This window comes from Cerasibacillus terrae, assembly GCF_008039555.1.
Classification (GTDB): Bacteria; Bacillota; Bacilli; order Bacillales; family Amphibacillaceae; genus Cerasibacillus; species Cerasibacillus terrae.
In genome coordinates this window covers 83,757-102,136 of the sequence record NZ_VDUW01000003.1, presented here as the reverse complement: position 1 = coordinate 102,136, position 18,380 = coordinate 83,757, and the positions used below count along the sequence as shown (strand labels likewise).

General features: G+C 34.5%; 17 protein-coding genes. 4 read left to right on the top strand and 13 right to left on the bottom strand.

The window, feature by feature from the left end:
* Positions 1-54: 54 nt before the first annotated feature.
* The 3 genes from FHP05_RS15300 to FHP05_RS06080 form a co-directional block, all read right to left on the bottom strand.
* The gene (locus FHP05_RS15300) at positions 55-213 is read right to left on the bottom strand and encodes a hypothetical protein (protein WP_191126267.1); all 159 of its coding nucleotides are present in this window, start codon (positions 211-213) and stop codon (positions 55-57) included.
* Positions 214-645: 432 nt separating this feature from the next.
* A complete protein-coding gene (locus FHP05_RS06085) occupies positions 646-1,899 on the bottom strand; it encodes an L-lactate MFS transporter (RefSeq protein ID WP_147666360.1) in 1,254 nt (417 codons plus the stop codon).
* A 251-nt stretch (positions 1,900-2,150) separates the two neighbouring features.
* Positions 2,151-3,884, bottom strand: coding sequence for a sulfate adenylyltransferase (locus FHP05_RS06080; RefSeq protein ID WP_147666359.1), 1,734 nt, complete (start codon positions 3,882-3,884; stop codon positions 2,151-2,153).
* 880 nt (positions 3,885-4,764) lie between these two features.
* On the opposite strand from FHP05_RS06080, the gene FHP05_RS06075 reads away from it, so the two are divergent.
* Positions 4,765-5,583, top strand: coding sequence for an ABC transporter ATP-binding protein (locus FHP05_RS06075; RefSeq protein ID WP_147666358.1), 819 nt, complete (start codon positions 4,765-4,767; stop codon positions 5,581-5,583).
* Positions 5,584-5,721: 138 nt separating this feature from the next.
* Here the strand turns inward: FHP05_RS06075 and FHP05_RS06070 are convergent, their stop codons facing one another.
* Complete coding sequence (locus FHP05_RS06070; RefSeq protein WP_147666357.1) at positions 5,722-6,597, bottom strand: YitT family protein; 876 nt, start codon at positions 6,595-6,597, stop codon at positions 5,722-5,724.
* Positions 6,598-7,621: 1,024 nt separating this feature from the next.
* Here FHP05_RS06070 and FHP05_RS06060 point away from each other — a divergent pair.
* Entirely contained in the window at positions 7,622-8,329 is a 708-nt protein-coding gene (locus tag FHP05_RS06060) for an SDR family oxidoreductase (protein WP_147666355.1), read from the top strand.
* Positions 8,330-8,541: 212 nt separating this feature from the next.
* Here the strand turns inward: FHP05_RS06060 and FHP05_RS06055 are convergent, their stop codons facing one another.
* A complete protein-coding gene (locus tag FHP05_RS06055) occupies positions 8,542-8,973 on the bottom strand; it encodes a GNAT family N-acetyltransferase (RefSeq protein WP_147666354.1) in 432 nt (143 codons plus the stop codon).
* Positions 8,974-9,521: 548 nt separating this feature from the next.
* On the opposite strand from FHP05_RS06055, the gene FHP05_RS06050 reads away from it, so the two are divergent.
* Together FHP05_RS06050 and FHP05_RS06045 are read left to right on the top strand one after the other, a co-directional pair.
* Positions 9,522-9,830: a hypothetical protein gene (locus tag FHP05_RS06050; RefSeq protein WP_147666353.1), complete on the top strand. Its 309-nt coding sequence runs from the start codon at positions 9,522-9,524 to the stop codon at positions 9,828-9,830.
* 298 nt (positions 9,831-10,128) lie between these two features.
* Positions 10,129-10,425, top strand: a complete 297-nt coding sequence (locus FHP05_RS06045; protein WP_147666352.1) for a YfzA family protein — start codon at positions 10,129-10,131, stop codon at positions 10,423-10,425.
* A gap of 109 nt (positions 10,426-10,534) precedes the next feature.
* On the opposite strand, the gene FHP05_RS15295 is transcribed toward FHP05_RS06045, so the two are convergent.
* The 8 genes from FHP05_RS15295 to gatC form a co-directional block, all read right to left on the bottom strand.
* Positions 10,535-10,672, bottom strand: coding sequence for a Rossmann-fold NAD(P)-binding domain-containing protein (locus FHP05_RS15295; protein ID WP_191126266.1), 138 nt, complete (start codon positions 10,670-10,672; stop codon positions 10,535-10,537).
* A gap of 235 nt (positions 10,673-10,907) precedes the next feature.
* Positions 10,908-11,057: a hypothetical protein gene (locus FHP05_RS15290; protein WP_191126265.1), complete on the bottom strand. Its 150-nt coding sequence runs from the start codon at positions 11,055-11,057 to the stop codon at positions 10,908-10,910.
* Positions 11,044-11,310: a type II toxin-antitoxin system Phd/YefM family antitoxin gene (locus FHP05_RS06040; RefSeq protein WP_147666351.1), complete on the bottom strand. Its 267-nt coding sequence runs from the start codon at positions 11,308-11,310 to the stop codon at positions 11,044-11,046. The genes FHP05_RS15290 and FHP05_RS06040 overlap by 14 nt, the downstream gene beginning before the upstream one ends.
* A 755-nt stretch (positions 11,311-12,065) precedes the next feature.
* Positions 12,066-13,445, bottom strand: coding sequence for a 23S rRNA (uracil(1939)-C(5))-methyltransferase RlmD (rlmD, locus tag FHP05_RS06035; protein WP_147666350.1), 1,380 nt, complete (start codon positions 13,443-13,445; stop codon positions 12,066-12,068).
* 396 nt (positions 13,446-13,841) lie between these two features.
* Positions 13,842-14,753, bottom strand: coding sequence for a diacylglycerol kinase (locus FHP05_RS06030; RefSeq protein ID WP_147666349.1), 912 nt, complete (start codon positions 14,751-14,753; stop codon positions 13,842-13,844).
* Between the two features lie 226 nt (positions 14,754-14,979).
* The gene (gene gatB, locus FHP05_RS06025) at positions 14,980-16,410 is read right to left on the bottom strand and encodes an Asp-tRNA(Asn)/Glu-tRNA(Gln) amidotransferase subunit GatB (protein ID WP_147666348.1); all 1,431 of its coding nucleotides are present in this window, start codon (positions 16,408-16,410) and stop codon (positions 14,980-14,982) included.
* Positions 16,410-17,879 carry an Asp-tRNA(Asn)/Glu-tRNA(Gln) amidotransferase subunit GatA gene (gene gatA / locus FHP05_RS06020; RefSeq protein ID WP_147666347.1) on the bottom strand — a complete coding sequence of 490 codons (1,470 nt, stop codon included), beginning with the start codon at positions 17,877-17,879 and terminating at the stop codon, positions 16,410-16,412. The genes gatB and gatA overlap by 1 nt, the downstream gene beginning before the upstream one ends.
* Before the next feature lie 15 nt (positions 17,880-17,894).
* Entirely contained in the window at positions 17,895-18,185 is a 291-nt protein-coding gene (gatC, locus tag FHP05_RS06015; protein WP_147666346.1) for an Asp-tRNA(Asn)/Glu-tRNA(Gln) amidotransferase subunit GatC, read from the bottom strand.
* Between the last annotated feature and the right edge of the window lie 195 nt (positions 18,186-18,380).

Sequence of the window (18,380 nt, the reverse complement as noted above, 5' to 3'; positions counted from 1 at the left end):
ATCACTAAAAAACAAAGCCCTCTCATGATAGAGAAGGCTTCAAATTTTAAACGATTATTCTTCTTTTTCTTCATCGGATTCATTTTCTTGTTGTTCTTCGGTCGGTTCTTCATTTGTCGGTTCTGAATCTTGATCTTCATCAGCACAGCCAAACAATAACCCAGTGGAAAGGATTACTGTAAACGCCCCTAAAGATAATTTCTTTAAGTTCATCGTAATCACCTCTCTTGACCAAATTTCAATACACTCCCATTATAATATAGATTCTTGGATTCTATTATAAAGTTATTGTAAATAATTCACCCTAAAACTTTAAAGAAATTAAAAATATTATACAATTTTGTTGTTAAAATATCCGTTCTAAACCCTATATTTAAAACGTAGATTGACTTTTTTCATTACTCCATTGTAGATAGTATTTCGTATCTGTTCATACCTTGCAAAGGGGGAAGTATTATTTTCTTCACTAATTTGTACCGTGTTATTATAATCATTTGCCGACAAGATAAATACTGGTTAATTAACATAGGTACCACCTCTTTCGCTGTGAATGATCCCAATAAATATGATGAATTTCACATCATAATCATAAAAAAACCCCCTTTACAGCTATTTAAAGGGGGGAAATAAATATTATCTTAAGATCTACACTCTTACTTTTGGTGCTTTTGTGATGAGACATAAGCCAGCCGCTATGAGTAAAAGAACGGCTGAAGAGATATACACTATTCCATAACCACCAGTTGCATCAATTACCCGACCAGCCATAATTGGTCCAACAAGTCCTCCGACACCCCAAGCTGTAAAGATAAGGCCATAGTTTGTTCCGGCATTTTTTAACCCGTACCAATCCCAAGTTGCTGCTGGAAATAGGGTTAAAAGTGATCCATAGGTTGCACCAGTTATGATTACTCCTACAATTAACATCATGGACGTCGTATAGGTTGCAAAGGCAAACATATTTACTGCTTGAAGAACAAACACCAAAATAAGCGTATTGGAGTGACCAATTTTATCAGAAATAATTCCAAAGATGATCCTACCACCAGCATTACCAATAGCAAGAAGAGCGACAAAAAGGAAACCGGTTTGTAATCCTCCTTGTATTTGGGCAATTTTAGCTACATGACCAATAATAATTAATCCTGCTGAAGCAGAAAAAGCATACATAATCCAAAGTGACCAAAATTGAATAGTTTTCATCATTTCACCAGGCTTGAACTCTTTTTTATATGCTGCAGTTTCTGATGTTGAGGCAATTTCACTTTCCACCGAGTCCGTATTAGACTTTTTCGGTGGTTCGCCTCCAAGAGAAATCCATCCTTCAGGTGGTAATTTCATTGCGAGAGCAGAGAGGATAATTAGAACTGTGAAAAAAGCACCTAAATAATAGAATGCATTTGCAATTCCAAAGTTATGGATCAAATAATTCGCTAAGGGAGATACATAGACTGCTGCCAATCCATAACCAGATACAACTATCCCCGTAATGGTTCCACGTTTATGTGGTTGAAACCATTTTGCTGCTGTTGGAGTTGGTGCAGCATACCCAAAGCCCATTGCTGCTCCCGCAATAATACCAAACCCAATAACTAGTCCTACAACACTTAACGTCATCCCAGCGACAATAAAACCAATACCGATTAAAGCCCCAGAAATAACTAAAAGTAATCGTGGCCCTAAACGATCCAACATAATACCTGCAGGCACCATAAATAAAGCAAATAAAATAATTGCTACACTGTAAGGAAGGGATGTCTGTGTCGCTGTTAAACCTAGCTGATTCTGCAGTTCTACTGAAAAAACACTCCATGCATATAACGCTCCTAGACAAAGGTTAACGATAGTACCCGAGATTACTGCTATCCATGCACGTGACTTATCTTGCGTCTGAGTCACTAACTACACCTCCAAATTAACCCCATTTATTAAAATTTAAACGTAAATACAAAAAGAATGTTTAAGAACTCATATATTACTAGCAAATGGATTTCATATTCTTTTATCATTCACTTCTTTTTAGAAGACAAAAATCTATAAAAGTATTAGAATCCCACCTTTAACCCCGGTAATACTGGTGGGATTCTAATAGTATGAATAATATTTATGAAATTAAGAATTTAACCATGAATTGCTAATGTTTTTAGTAGTTACTCCTCATCTTCTTCATCGCTACCACGATAACGATGGTACGGTAAAATGTTCCATACCCTATATTTTAAATCTTCTTCCGTTAGACCTGCTGGTATATCATCAAGAATTTTTTTCGCAACTTCTAACTCACGTTGTGCTTCCGCTTTATCCTGATACATAAACTCATCCGATGCTTTTTCGGGAGCTTGCTCTATTTTTTCCTCTAAATCTGCCACTACGGATTCTTGTTGAAATTGTAGTGTCTCACGGGCTTCTGTTATCCATTCAGGTTGTAGTGAACGATTAATATCAGTGACATAAGCAAATTCTTTATAAATATCGTTGTATATATTGTTCGCATTTAACCGAACATCCATAATCGCCCTTTGTAAATCATCAATTGTTAATTCTTCAACTTTCAAAGGATTTTTACGATTTGTACCACCTAAGGATGTGTTTTCTAAATAAAATGGAAAAATGCTCTTTATCGTCTTTCCTACTGGGTTAATCGACATATTATTTTCGTCTAGTCCTTTAGGTTGAACTCCTTGCATGGCTATTCGAGCTGATTCAGGACGAACAATTTCCTTCGGTGGTAATATACCGTGACGCAATAATTCCCGAATACCCGTTCCAGAAATATTGATACGATACTTCTCATCATGTGGACAAGATTGAACGGTGGCAGGATTATCACACCGTGTACAATAAAAGACTTCATAATATAAACGCACGTCTATCCCTAATTCCTCAGGAGAAAAATCTTTAAATATGTCATGACTGGCATACTTGGAATAAAAGTCACCAATACCTGCATGATCACGTCCAACTATTGCATGTGTACAACCGTAATTCTTCATCACTAATGCATGTAAAATCGTCTCACGAGGGCCCGCAAAAATATAAGTAACTCGCAATGGCGCAAGAATGGAACGCTCTTTTGGATAATAATTTTCTAAAACGGCGCGATAAGACAACATACGGAATTCATGACGTGTATATTCTCGTTTAGCCATTTCTACAAGTGGTTGAAGTAATAAACCATCCACTTCTTCTAACATATTACGATGCATGTATTCATGCCCACGATGTAATGGGTTTGCCCCCGTAATGAATCCCGCTGTTGAACGGAACTTTTTCTCTTCATAAAATAAATGCCATGTGTCTTTCGGTTCTAAACGTAACTTTTCAAAAGGCCCCCAATCCACACGACGTAATAAATTAATTGGTCCACCTAAAGCGATATCCCCCATACGCCTAAAAATGGAATCCACTCCTGGATGATTTCGATCCGTTGTACCAAATAAATGTTTAGCACGCTTTTGTTTATCGTATTCAAATATATCTTCAATATTTAGTATTGCAATGGGCTCCTTTGTTTCATCTACTAGCGCTACTTCGTCTCCAGCTGATAAAGATTGAACCACTGTCTTGTTTCGATCTCCAATTGGAGCAAAACTCAATGGGACTGGCCAGATTACTCCATTGGCAAGTCGTCCTTTTTCAAGTACAGAATTATAATCTGCTTCATTCATAAACCCCTCGTTTGGAGATAGTACCCCAGTAGCAATCATTTCTAACGTGATGACTGCTTCCAAATCAATCATAATCATGGGTAATTGTTTTGCACGAAACCTCTCCTCTTCCAACTTTTTACCTGTCACAACACGATTGACAAGTTTCCCCCCATGTGGTTGTTGCGGATAATTCGCAAATACTTCCTGCCCCAAGACTTGAACATCTTTACTCATACTATCTTCCTCCTTAAATCATTCATTTTCCCATCCATCCAAAATAGCTCAATAAAAAATACGCCTTAACAAATTGACACGAGATAACATTCAGTATTTTCCGTTAATTTAGGAAATACTACTGTGTTATTTAAATAATAATTAAAAATATGTCCGATCATTTGAGATTATTACAAGTTGTAGAAAACGCTTACATTTATATGGATTTCATTTGATGTGATTTTGTAAAAAACTACTTTTGGATGTGAAATGAGTGCAGTGGGAAAAGCTGAGATGAATGTTATAAATAATTTTAAATATCAATATATACACAACTTTCCATAAAGTCAACCCCTAAATATGTATAATTGATGAGAAATATCCATGTATTATATGACGGAATTTGTTGTAAATCGTCTTGAATAAATAAGTGCGAAAATGAAGGATCTTTCAACCATCTTCCTCATTTCTAACGCATACAATCATTTCAAGATATGTATAGGACCTCTTTCCATATCATGATCATAAATATTATAAATGAATCATTTTTCAAATTAAAAATGTTCATAGATTATAACCTTTTACTGTCGAAATTCATTGTATGAAAATTGTCGAATTTTATAATAAAATTGTTTTTCTCTAACATAAAAGTTTTTCTTTTTTAACATATTTGATGATCAATATCCAGTGTTCTCCTTTTCCAGAATCTTATTTAAGTGGCCATAATAACCCCCAATCCCTTTAGTACTCTTTTTACATAGCATTAACCCTTTGTAAAATGTGTATAATATATGTATAATGAATATTCAGATACTTCATAGTGCCTTTTCATAACATACTATTTCCTTTCATATAAAATACTTGATTAAGTTATTCATATTAAATATCGGGGTGAAAAGCCATGAATAATATTGTTACTTTTAAAGACGTATCATGGAAAAGAAGTGGCCAGGACATTTTAAGTCATATTGACTGGGAGCTTAAGAAAGATGAACATTGGGCCATTCTCGGTTTGAATGGATCTGGAAAAACATCTCTATTAAATATCGTTGCAGGCTATCATTTTCCAAGTACAGGAAAAGTTACTGTTCTTGGGAATGAATTCGGAAAGGCAAACTTACCAGAACTAAGAAAAGACATTGGGTTTGTGAGTAGCTCATTAGAGAGATTTACACACATTTTAGAAAATCAAACAGTAGAGGAAATCGTTGTGAGTGGAAAATTTGCTTCCTTTGGGTTATATGATAAAGTTTACGAAAAAGACTGGAGTAAAGCCGATAATCTATTGTCATCACTGCGTTTAGATTACTTACGCGGAAAAAAATATATATTATTGTCTCAAGGGGAAAGAAAAAGAATACTTATCGCTCGAGCATTAATGAGTAACCCTAGCATACTCATACTAGACGAACCTTGTACAGGTTTAGATTTACTTTCACGTGAAGAAGTGTTACATGTCATGAATGAAATAGCCAAATATAATTGCCATTTGCTCTACGTGACACACCATATCGAAGAAATTACCGATATAATTTCGCACGTATTGTTAATTCGTGACGGAAAAATAGTTGCTTCAGGACCAAAACAAGAGGTTTTAACAGATGAATTGTTATCCGAAACATACAAAATGCCGGTAAAAATTCGTTGGGAAGAAAATCGTCCGTGGATAACGATAAAAAATAATATTAGAATGGCAAACTTAGAAAACATAAACATTTAATACTATAACCTTTCACGAAACATTTCGAGTTACGTCCTTATTCACTGATTCAACCTTAATTGTTCTCTCCATGATTAACGTGCCAGATTAAGGTTAATTTAACTTGCCTTATTACAACTTTAAATCCATTATATAAAACTAATGAATATCACGCTTTTTAAAATTACCACCCTTTACCTCTGCCACATCATATACAGTCACAAAGGCTTGCTTATCAATTTCATAAATAATTTCTTTCATTTTACTATCCTCTAAACGGTTAATGACACAAGTAATTTCTTTGAACTGTTCGTTTGAATAACCACCTTCCACTTGGTTATATGTTGCACTACGCCCTAAACGATCACGTATGGTCTCTACCATTAATTCGGGTTTATTTGTAATAATTTTAAATGTTTTGGAACCACTTAAACCTTCTTCAACGGTTTGAATCACCTTAGAAGCAATAAAATAAGCAATTCCTGATAAGAAAGCCCCCCGGAGACCAAATACAGTTGAAACAATAATAAACACAAACAAGTTCAGGAATAAAATAAGATCACTTGTTCCAAAAGGGAATTTTCGAGACAGTAGTACAGCTAGCATATCAATTCCATCTAATGCACCACCATTACGTAATGCTAAGCCCATCCCAAAACCAATAACAATACCACCAATTACAGTAACTAATAACGTATCTTCGCGAATAATAGTAGGTATATGGTGCATTATGCTAGTTCCAAATGCTAGTGAAGCAATACCAATAATGGAATAAACAGCAAAACTTTTCCCAATTTGTTTATAACCTAAAAAGATGAATGGAATATTTAGTATCACAATGAGAATTCCTAAAGGTAGTCCCGTTAGTTGTGACCCAACAATACTTAAACCTGTCACACCACCATCTGATACATTGTTCGGAATCAATATCGACTCAAGTCCGTATGCAGTGATGAATCCACCAATAATTATTAATAATGCTCGTCCTACTTTTTTTAGTATGATTGCCATTTTTTGATTCGCTTTTTTACTCATTTGATTTCCTCTTTCCAATATTTGAATCAATTAGTTTCAAATAATATTGCACCAGTTAAATCACTTTGTTCATATTATGCTTTTAATTCTTGTTAATAATGTATGGTTATTTTTCAATATATTTATTATAAATCAAATGAGGAATACTGCAAAAACTTAGGTGAATGGATGAGTGCATGGTAATTATAGATAAAGAATTCGCCCCTCAACAATCCCCATGCATCCTTTTATAGGCAAATTCTCCACCCATAATCATTTATATCAACAGCGAAATAAATATCATCAATTGATAAATGTAAAAAACTTAAATAAAGTAATCGCTCTTTATAAGGTAGATTATTCCTTTTTTCCTACAATCGTTAGTTAAATAACATCTCACCTTTTAATTCAAACCAAATATTCTCTATTATTGCTATACATATAATCGCTAAAACAAAAGCTGTTATTGAAAGTAAAATCTTGTTTCGTAACTTGGTTTTGAAACGCATATATAACTTACCAATTAGAACGACAATTAGCACAAAGATAGGAGTACTAATGCATATCGCTATTAAATCAACACGAGTAAACGGTTTACTGATGTATGAATCAGAATAAACATTCAGTAGAAGAAGTGCGATAAATAAGATGAATTGATATATAAAAAATCTAACCCAGTTCATAAATAATAAACCCCGTTCTATATAGTTTATGTAAAAAAATATATATCCACAAAAAAGGAAATGAATGTCCTTTCAAGTAACCTGCTAGTTAGTTAGCTTAGATATCGATATTGTAACATGAAACCAGCGAGAAATTATATAATTAATTAGAAAAGGAATTATTTTTTTAATCCTATAAGTAGTTGAGAATTGTGAGGAAAAAGCCTTGAATTTTTTATCTACTTCAATGGTTCATGTGAGAATTTATGTTACGATACTCATAAGATGATATATTTATTGTTATAATTCAATCGTTTATTATCACTAAATTTAATTGAGATAGTAATGAACGTTATTTCTTATTTACATAGGGGGTTATAAGGATGAATAAATTACAAGGAAAAACAGCAATTATTACAGGTGCAAGTAGTGGAATCGGTGCTGGTATCGCAAAGGAACTGGCTAAAGAAGGCGCCAATGTTGTGTTGGCTGCTCGCAATACTGAGAAACTGGCACAAGTAGAAAAGGAAATTAAAGAACAAAAAAACGGAGAAGTGTTAACAATACAGACAGATGTAACAAATAAGCAAAATGTTGAGAACCTAGTGAAAAAAGCTGAAGAAGCATTCCATCATATTGATATTTTAGTGAATAATGCAGGTCAAATGCTTTCATCCCCAATCCGTTCAGGAAAAGTAGAAGAATGGGAGAAAATGATTGACGTCAATATTAAAGGAGTACTCTACAGCATTCACAGCGTATTACCTTCTATGTTGGAGCGTTCAAGTGGCCATATTATTAATATAGCGTCTGTTTCAGGCTTTGAAGTAACAAAGGTAAGTACTGTTTATAGCGCAACGAAATTTGCGGTCCGTGCAATTTCCACTGGACTCGAAAAAGAACTAGCTAAAACCGGTGTCCGTGTAACCAATATTTCTCCAGGTATGGTAAATACGACTCTAACCAACGAAAGTTCATGGAATAACGAACGAAAAAAACTAGAAACAAAAGATATAGCAAAAGCAGTGGTATATGCCATAACACAGCCGGATTATGTGAATGTGAACGAAATAACCGTTCGTCCGGTTTAAAAATAAATATTAGAATTCTATAGATAGAACTGCACTCCAAATTTACACACTCTGAAATTTGGAGTGCCTTTTTGGATTAGATCATTAAAGTTAGTTTCTTTAGCAAACAACAATGGAATCACCATGCACTATGTTTCGTTCGATATAATTCGTAGCGATTTCATAATAAAATAAGAAATGTATTACGGAAATTTATCATTCATTTGAAGAATTTAACCCTTTTCCCATTCCATTAAAAACTCTCCCTCGGCAGTCTGTTCATCTAATAATTCTTCTTTTATTACAAAACCATTTCTCAAATAAAAATGAATTGCTTTATTATTTTTCGTGTACACTTTTAATTGTATATTGTCCCTTTGCCCTTTTATAAAGTTTAACAATTTCTTTCCGTATCCTTCACCTTGGTGCTTAACATCAATGAACAAGGCAGCCAAATAATTATCTACCATTGAAATGAAACCGACAACTTCTTTTTCATTGCTCATAACATAGGTTTCAGACAATGGAAGATATTTTTCTTTCATCTGCATTCGATGTGATTTCCAATAGTCCTTATCAATAAAGTCATGTGCTTTTAAAGAACCTTCATACCATATTTTTATTAATTTATTTATTTCTGTTTTTTTATTCCTTCTAATGTCCATGTTATCATCCTTTATAAAGAAGACTTGTTTCAAATGGAATTTTCATTCCACCCGGACCTTAGTCGCACTGAATTCGAAGCTTGGCGTAACTTACCCACCTAAAGGCCTCACGAACATAAAATTATTTTGAAAAAAAGCCATTATGTAGAAGGATCATACATGTCAGACTTGTATGGATTTGTTTTTCTCACATTGATACTTTCTTTCTATTAAAGTCGACTTAGTTATACCTGTTTTTCCCCGTTTATCAATTGTTATTTGTGATCATTTATCCCCCTTTCAACTCCATGGATTACAACTGTAATAAAATACTACATTTGTAATCCTAGCAAGTCAACATGAGAGATATTTAAAAAGTTCTAGAACCATACTTAAGGTGTTTTCTAGAATACATCATTCCACTGTAATGCTATCATTTTATACAGTGAGGAAAACTATTAGATTAGTGAAAGAACATTTAGCCTCCCCTTGTTCCTTGCTTTTTTCATTAACTATTTAATAAGATAAAGACAACGAATTACAAAACGTCATAATAAAGGAGGAATGGAATGATTGAAATTAAACGAGAAGCAGGTTGGGCTGATAGACTCAGAAAATATAAAGTGATATTGGATGAGGAGGAAGTTGGTTCTATTGGACCGAGAGGAACTTTTGAGTATCCAATAAATCCAGGCTTACATACACTGTACCTACAAATTGATTGGTGTAGAAGTGAAAAATTAGAGTTTGAAAGCCAAAATAACGAAATTCTAAAATTTAAGTGTGGTGGATTAAGTAATTTTAAATTCCTCACTATAATATGGTATATAACTTTTAGAAGGAATAGATACTTATGGATTAAACAGATAAATTCTTAAATAATTAATCACCTCTAACTTAAGAGACTATTACTTATTGAAGAATTATTTTTTCAACAAACATTCAATAATTAAATAAGGCGATTATCAATGATATGTTCCCCATAAGATAGACAGATAAAAAAAGAATGAGAAGACAACAACCGCTTTGTTATGAGAGACACGATAAAAATTATGAAGTCTCTCAATAAATCAGCAGTAGGGCAACAATACAAACAATAAAATCACGCTTTCATAACCTTTAGATAGCTTTTTACCAATGGTTTCAAAACGAGATACAAAAAGGAGGATATGTTAAATGACAGATAAACAAGTAAAAGAACGAGCTAACCGAAAAAGATGGTGGTGGATTACTAGCCTTAGCATATTTTTCATTGCGCAATTTATTTTCTTCGCCATCGATGGAACAAATCTAGAACCGAACCTAAATAATACGGTGTGGGCAAAGTGGCTTGTAGAATCAAAACTCTTTACAGAATGGATTGCTCCTTTCAGTTTCCCATGGTTTAACATGGTTACAACGCTTTTCGCTACTGTTTTATTTCTAAAAGCAGTAACGGATATTATCAAGGGAAGTAAAAAATACAGAAGTTAGTCTATAATACTTGATAGTACAGAGATTATTGATACATTTGTTAATCATTTCCACCTTTCATTACCATCAGAACTGCTACCTACAACATGAAAAAATCCCATTGACTTTTTTAATCTGTCCTTTCTATCAGATTCTTTATTCGCCTAGGATTCCTTGCAATGATTGACACATGGTATCCTTTATCTAAAATCCAGAGAGACACATTGGATAACATTCCAGCTCCACCAACAATTAATGCGTGCTTCATTTATTTCCCCCTCATTATGATACAATTTATATATATACTAAGCAGGTGATTATGTGACTCAATCAAAATTATTACTTGAGAGTGATAACGGCGTTTTTTTATTAAAAAAAGATTTCAGTCAAGAAAGCAAATGGCGTTCAGATGATTGTTATAAGTTTATTTATTCATTAAATGGAAATATAAATTATCAAACGAATAGAAATCAGATAGCATCGAAAAAATTTCATTCTATTCTTCAAAGCAAATCTTCATATTTTCGTTTTCCATATAAAATCCGCATAATAAACACTTTTTTCTTCTGTTCTTCAGAAATATAACGGTATATGTTATCTAAGTCATTCGCCGCAACCTTTGTAAAATAAACAGAATAATTATTCTCTTCCATACTTTTTTTTGATCCTTTCAAACACTACTTCAGCATCCAAAAGTTCATCTTCTTTATTAAGATCCCTTTCTGCTTCTGCTAACTTTTCATATAGCTCTGCTTTTGCCAACTTTTTTTTATACGTTTCCATACTCATGACAACTAAATGACCATAACCATTTTTCGTAATATATATGGGTTCATTACGTTCATGACAAAATTCAGAAATTTCATTTGTATTTCTTAAGTCTTTAATTGGTCTTATTTCTGGCATAATAACCCCTCCAGTATAAAACATAATTATGTCATCATTATATCATAATTATGTATAATTTGTGTATATATTCAAACGGGTGACCATTAAAATTGAGGACAATATGCATTCTATCTACTCCCTAAATAGACATTGCTTCTGTCTACTAAACATTGTCATATTTTTCAATGTGACAATTTGTTCCCACAAACGTAAAAAAATCCATTCCGTCGAGTTGGCAAAATAGATGTTTTTTCTTAAAAGGCTGTTATATCAACGTTTATTCCTCTACAAAAATATTAAACACTTGATTTCCTCCACCCCTCCAACCCGCATTCCACCGTTTCAGTTAAAATAAAGTTTTGCTCCGGACCCCCATTTTCACACTTTTTTGGTTCAAAAATGGCCGTTTTCCGGGCTATTTTCGGCTGCTTTTTCACCTTTTTTTCGGAGTTGGAATAAAGTTTTGCTAGATCAGAGGGAAGAAAATAATGGAGAAAAGAGATCGAGAGGAAAGATAAAAATAGTGAATGAGTATTGAATTATTATTGGAATTATATTGTGTAGGATACTGGACAATCCCTGTAATATCAATGGGTTAGGAACATAACTGGATTGAAAAGATATTGGAAAAGACATGAAAAAACCCGGGCTCCTAATGAGGAAAACCCGAGAGAATATTGGATTTCTTATTGAAAAAACAAATGTTTATTATGACAGAATTAGTGGTGGGATTAGCAAGAGTTTATTATGACAAGAAATTGTTTATTTTTGATCTACATTTTTTTAACTAACTGCGATACACATTCTATGTGCATCGTCTGTGGAAACATATCAACCGGCTGGATTTCCTTCGTTTGAAAGCCGCCATCTTCTAAGATGCGCAAATCCCGTGCTAAGGTGGATGGGTTACAAGAAACATAAACAATTCGCTTTGGTTCCATATCAATCATTGCTTGCAGAAGTTTTTCATCACAACCTTTTCGTGGAGGGTCGACGACAATGACATCTGGCTGTAATCCTTGTTTTTTCCACCAAGGCATTATTTTTTCTGCCTCACCAACGAAAAATTCTGCGTTCGTCATATTATTTAATGTGGCATTCTTTTTTCCATCTTCTACTGCTTCTGGCACAACTTCCACACCGTACACTTTCTTCGCTTGTTGGGCCATAAAAAGGGAAATCGTTCCAATACCACAATAAGCATCAATAACAATATCATCTTTCGTTATCTCCGCGTATTCCAATGCTTTTTCATATAATTTTTCGGTCTGATATGGATTGATTTGATAAAAAGATTTTGCTGAAATAGCAAACCGAATATCACCGATTGTGTCGTAAATATACGGTTCGCCCCAAATGACTTTTGTCTTATTTCCCATAATGACATTCGTCCGGCGATTGTTAATATTATGGATAATTGATTTAATGTTTGGATATGTTTCTGTTAATTCTTTAACGATTTCCTTTTGATGTGGTAATTTTTCCGTCCGTGTAACGAGAATAATCATGACTTCACTTGTCTTTCTTCCGGTTCGAACCATGATATGGCGTAAAGTTCCTTTATCCTTCTTTTCATCATAGGAAGTGATTCCAAAACGATTAGCAATTCGACGTACTGCTTCTACCATTCGGTCATTCACTTCATCTTGAACAACACAAGTTTCCATATCACTAATGATATCATGACTTCGCATGCGATAAAATCCTGTAATCAATTCACCATCTTTTTCTCCAACAGGGAGTGCTCCTTTATTCCGATAGCGCCACGGATCCTCCATGCCAATGGTTGGATGAACAGGGACATCGCTTAAGTGGGCTATTTTATGCATCACATTTTTCACTTGTTTTTGTTTCATTTTCAATTGCATTTCATAACTCATATGTTGAATTTGGCATCCGCCACATTTATAGAATACATCACAAGGAGGTTCGACGCGATTTGAGCTTGGTTCTTTCACTTCGATTAATTTGCCAAAGCCATAGTTTTTATTTACCTTCACCACTTTTACAACGGCTTTTTCCCCTGGTAATGCATATGGAACAAATAGTGGGTAGCCATCTATTTTACCGACACCATTTCCTTCATGTGTCAAATCCTCAAATGTTAGAGTGATTTCTTCATTTTTTTTAACTGGTGCTTTTCGTTTAGCCATTTATTAATCTTCCTTTTCGTTCGTTTTCATGACTATAATCTTAACATATCTTTTTAAAGAAAGAGAATGTTTATATTAGTAATAAGATACTGTTGTACGTTTTTAGGAATTTCTATGTTATTTCTTCATATCAATTTATTTATTGTTACTCTTTTCCCTTAAAACTTCATTCGAAGGCACGATTAATCGTTTTTCATGCCCTACTTCTATTTTTTCTCCTATCTAGGGCACGATTAGCCGTTTATCATGCCCTACTTCTATTTTTTCTCCTATCTAGGGCACGATTACACGTTTATTATGTTCTTTCAGTCTTGAGTTAGTCATAGTCAGATCATTTATTGTTGCCTGGTACAATATAACATCTACACCTTAAGATTAAAAAAGAAGACTACTTTATCAGTAATCTTCCTGTTGTTTAATAAATGATTCCGGTACGATGAATTCGATATGTTGTTGTAGATTGGTGAATTCGCCTGGCAGGAGACCGCCATATTCACCATCAATATTTAATTGCATTTCATCGGCTGGTGTTATTTTGATATTTTTTGCCTGAACATAGACGATATGATCATCTTCTAAGTGGTTTCCACGAATGGCAAGTGTTGCTAAGCGAATGAATTCTGCTAAGTTTGTTTTCTTTAAGATGATGACATCGAAGTATCCATCATTTAATTTGGCGTCGGGTGCAAGTTTTTCAAAGCCACCAACAGAATTCGTATTGGATATTAAAAACAGCATAATATCTTCATCAATCATATTTCCATCGTATTCAATTTTTGCTCGGATTGGTTTTAAGGAAGGCAACATTTCAATTCCTTTTAAATAATAGGCTAGCTGGCCGAGCATCGTTTTTAGTTTGATTGGAACGTCATAAGTAAGCTCTGTTAATTTTCCACCACCAGCGATATTGATGAAATACTGCTCATTTACTTTTCCTACATCTAAATGCATGCTGTCCCCTTCAGCTATCACATCTGCAGCTTGTAAAAGATCTTTCGGTATATGTAATGCTCTTGCAAAATCGTTTGTCGTTCCTGCTGGTAGAATGCCTAATTTCGGTCGATTCGGTTGTTCTGCTATTCCTTTAATGACCTCATTAATAGTTCCGTCTCCACCTGCTGCCACAACTAAATCAAACTTTTCTTCAACTGCATGTTTTGCCGCTTTTGTAGCGTCCCCTTCACCTGTTGTTGCATGTGCCGATGTTTCGTATCCAGCCCGTTCAAGTCGTTCCAAAATATCTGGTAGTTTTCGTTTCACCAGTTCGCGACCCGCTGTTGGATTGTATATGATACGTGCCTTTTTCACATCGACCCCTCCCTCACTACATATATATTTTTTCATTATCTGCTTCTACTCTAACTTCCATGATATACTTAATTTCTTCAAATGAAAAGAAATTTATGTCCCTTTTATTTCAAAACAATGTTTACAAATATCCTTTATGATTGAATCAAAACCTCCCTTTTTGATTTACAAAAATTAAAAAGGCTACCACAAATTTGTAGTAACCTTTTTTTCATATGGATAAATTTTAGCGTTTGTTGATTTCTTGTACTAAAATTTTATTTACCATTGGTGGGTTTGCTTGCCCTTTTGTTGCTTTCATAACTTGTCCAACTAAGAAACCGAGTGCACGTTTCTTACCATCTTTAAAGTCAATGATGGATTGTTCATTCTCATCCAATACTTTCGTAATAATCTCTGTTAATTGACCTTCATCTGAGATTTGTGCTAAGCCTTTATCTTTAACGATTTTCTCTGGGTCTCCACCTTTTTCAACTAATTCAGCGAAGACTTTTTTCGCAATTTTAGAAGAAATAGTGCCATCTGCAATTAACTTGATCATTTTCCCAAGTGCTTCTGGTGTAATTGCAAGTTCTGGTAATTCCTTCTGATGCTTATTCATATAACCAGAGATTTCTCCCATTAACCAGTTCGATGCTTGTTTTACATCTACATCTTGTTGAATCGTTGCTTCAAAGAAATCAGACATTTCCTTTGTACCTGTTAATACGCCAGCATCGTATTCTGGTAAACCAAGTTCTTCCACATAACGTTTTCTTCGCTCATCAGGTAATTCTGGAATGGAATTACGAACGCGTTCTTTCCATTCATCACTAATGTATAACGGTGGAAGGTCTGGTTCAGGGAAGTATCGATAATCTTCCGCATCTTCTTTTACACGCATTAAAAGGGTTTCCCCAGTTTTTTCATCAAAACGGCGTGTTTCATGTTGTACTTCTTCACCAGCTAATAGAATTTTTTCTTGGCGTTTTTCTTCAAACTCTAACCCTTTTTGCACGTGGGCGAAAGAGTTTAAGTTTTTCAATTCTGCTTTTGTACCGAATTTCTCTTGGCCTCTTGGACGTAGAGAGATATTCGCATCACAACGAAGTGACCCTTCTTGCATTTTTACATCAGATACACCAGTAAATTGGATAATATTTTTTAGTTTTTCTAAATAAGCATATGCCTCTTCAGGTGAACGTATATCTGCTTCAGATACAATTTCAATCAATGGTGCCCCTTGACGGTTAAAGTCAACAAGTGAGTATCCGTCTTCACCGTGGGTTAGTTTTCCCGCATCTTCTTCTAAGTGAACACGATTGATTCTAATTTTCTTTTTCTTTCCGCCAACCTCAACTTCAATCCAGCCATTTTCTCCAATTGGTTGATCAAATTGAGATATTTGATATGCTTTTGGGTTGTCTGGATAGAAGTAGTTTTTACGGTCAAATTTCGTATGTGTTGCAATGTCACAGTTTAATGCCATAGCAGCTTTCATTCCGTAGTTCACTGCTTCTTCGTTTAGAACTGGTAATGTACCAGGATAGCCTAAGTCGATTGGGTTTACATTTGCGTTTGGTTCTGCACCAAATTCATTCGGGCTTGGGCTGAAAATCTTTGAGTTTGTTTTTAATTCGACATGTACTTCAATTCCGATAATCGTTTCAAAATTCATTACTCTGCACCTCCAAGTTGAGGTTGTTTTTTATGAAAATCTGTTGCTTGTTCAAATGCATGTGCAACACGATAAATTGTTTGTTCATCAAAGTGTTTCCCGATAATCTGTAGACCAAATGGTAAACCCTCTTTTTTAGAAAAACCACACGGAACAGAAATAGCTGGTACTCCTGCTAAGTTAATCGGTACTGTCGTTAAATCACGTGCATAAACAACCATTGGATCAAAGTCTTTTTCTCCCAGTTGAAAGGCTGGTGTCGGAGTTGTTGGTCCCATGATCACATCGTATTTTTCCAATACATTATCAAAATCTTGTTTGACAAGTGCACGAATTTGTTGTGCTTTTTTGTAATATACTTCATAGTTTCCCGCACTTAATACAAAAGCTCCAAGAAACATCCGTTTTTTCACTTCATCACCGAATCCTTCACCACGGGAAAGTTTAAACATATCAATCATATCTTTTGCTTTTTCTGAACGAACACCATAACGTACACCGTCAAAGCGGGCGAGGTTTGCAGATGCTTCACCAGATGAAATAACATAGTATGCTGCTGCAGCATATTTAGAATGTGGTAAAGATACTTCTTCCCATGTTGCACCTAGGGATTCATATACTTTTAGAGCATTCATAACAGCTTCTTTTACTTCTGGATCCACTGCTTCACTTAAATATTCTTTTGGTACAGCGATTTTTAAATCTTTTACATCACCTGTTAATCCTTCTGTGAAAGATGGAACTTCTAACGGTGCAGAAGTCATATCCATTTTATCTTGACCAGCGATAACCTCTAATACACGAGCATTATCTTCGACTGTTCTTGTAATTGGTCCAACTTGGTCTAAAGAAGAACCGAATCCAACTGCACCAAAACGGGATACACGGCCATATGTCGGTTTCATCCCAACTACTCCACAAAATGAGGCTGGTTGACGAATGGATCCACCTGTATCTGTTCCAAGTGCATACAACACTTCGCCGGCTGCTACTGCTGCAGCTGATCCACCACTAGAACCACCTGGTACATACCCTGTATTCCATGGGTTATGTGTTGTATGGAAACTTGAGTGTTCTGTTGTAGAACCCATTGCAAACTCGTCCATGTTTAATTTTCCCATGTTGATTGATTTTTCATCTTTCAACTTTTTAACTACTGTTGCATCATATAATGGGTCTATGAAATTTTTCATAAATTGGCTTGCACAAGAAGTAAGCATTCCTTTTGTTACGATATTGTCTTTCACCGCACCAGGAATACCAAATAATTTATAATCTGTTTCCGTTTCTTTATCTAGATTTTCTGCTTGTTTCTGAGCATTTTCTTCATCTACAGTAATAAATGCTTTCACCTTGTCATCGACTTCTTTAATTCGATCAATCGATGCATCAACAAGGTCTTTCGCTGTAATTTCCTTATTATGTAGCATTTCTTCGAGTTCTTTTATACTGTGATTCATTAATGACATAAATGTTGTCCCTCCTTAATCCATAATCGCTGGTACACGAAAATGACCGTCTTTTTTATCTGGGGCATTTTTTAATGCCTCTTCTTGTGTAATCCATTTTTTCGGCTCATCTTTACGCAATACATTTTGTAAATCAATCCCATGTACCATTGGTTCTACACCATCTGTATCTACTTCATCTAAAACTTGAACATAATCCACCATTGCGTTTAGGTGTTCTGTATAGCGTGTTGCTTCCTCATCTGTTATCGCAAGGCGTAACATTTCAGCATATTGTCTTACTTTTTCTTCTGTTACTTTGCTCATTATCTACACCTCCAAATATAATCTACATATATCTCATTAACATATTAAAAATATGCTAAAAAACAATTGTAACATCTTTGATAATACCATTTTACCTTAATAAATGAAAGTATATATATTCGTGAAAGTGTTGATGCATAGCCTTTTATTGTATCTATGAGATATTATGCAATATAAATAAATGTATCTTTTTAG

Excerpts from the sequence above, each read along its gene's own strand:
- FHP05_RS06050 (WP_147666353.1), top strand. The coding sequence starts at position 9,522 with ATGATTGAAATTAAACGAGAAGCAGGTTGGGCTGATAGACTCAGAAAA.
- FHP05_RS06070 (WP_147666357.1), bottom strand. The coding sequence starts at position 6,597 with ATGAGTAAAAAAGCGAATCAAAAAATGGCAATCATACTAAAAAAAGTA.
- FHP05_RS06080 (WP_147666359.1), bottom strand. The coding sequence starts at position 3,884 with ATGAGTAAAGATGTTCAAGTCTTGGGGCAGGAAGTATTTGCGAATTAT.
- FHP05_RS15300 (WP_191126267.1), bottom strand. The coding sequence starts at position 213 with ATGAACTTAAAGAAATTATCTTTAGGGGCGTTTACAGTAATCCTTTCC.
- rlmD (WP_147666350.1), bottom strand. The coding sequence starts at position 13,445 with ATGGCTAAACGAAAAGCACCAGTTAAAAAAAATGAAGAAATCACTCTA.
- FHP05_RS06045 (WP_147666352.1), top strand. The coding sequence starts at position 10,129 with ATGACAGATAAACAAGTAAAAGAACGAGCTAACCGAAAAAGATGGTGG.
- FHP05_RS06060 (WP_147666355.1), top strand. The coding sequence starts at position 7,622 with ATGAATAAATTACAAGGAAAAACAGCAATTATTACAGGTGCAAGTAGT.
- FHP05_RS15290 (WP_191126265.1), bottom strand. The coding sequence starts at position 11,057 with ATGGAAGAGAATAATTATTCTGTTTATTTTACAAAGGTTGCGGCGAAT.
- FHP05_RS06075 (WP_147666358.1), top strand. The coding sequence starts at position 4,765 with ATGAATAATATTGTTACTTTTAAAGACGTATCATGGAAAAGAAGTGGC.
- FHP05_RS06040 (WP_147666351.1), bottom strand. The coding sequence starts at position 11,310 with ATGCCAGAAATAAGACCAATTAAAGACTTAAGAAATACAAATGAAATT.
- gatA (WP_147666347.1), bottom strand. The coding sequence starts at position 17,879 with ATGTCATTAATGAATCACAGTATAAAAGAACTCGAAGAAATGCTACAT.
- FHP05_RS06055 (WP_147666354.1), bottom strand. The coding sequence starts at position 8,973 with ATGGACATTAGAAGGAATAAAAAAACAGAAATAAATAAATTAATAAAA.
- gatC (WP_147666346.1), bottom strand. The coding sequence starts at position 18,185 with ATGAGCAAAGTAACAGAAGAAAAAGTAAGACAATATGCTGAAATGTTA.
- gatB (WP_147666348.1), bottom strand. The coding sequence starts at position 16,410 with ATGAATTTTGAAACGATTATCGGAATTGAAGTACATGTCGAATTAAAA.
- FHP05_RS15295 (WP_191126266.1), bottom strand. The coding sequence starts at position 10,672 with ATGAAGCACGCATTAATTGTTGGTGGAGCTGGAATGTTATCCAATGTG.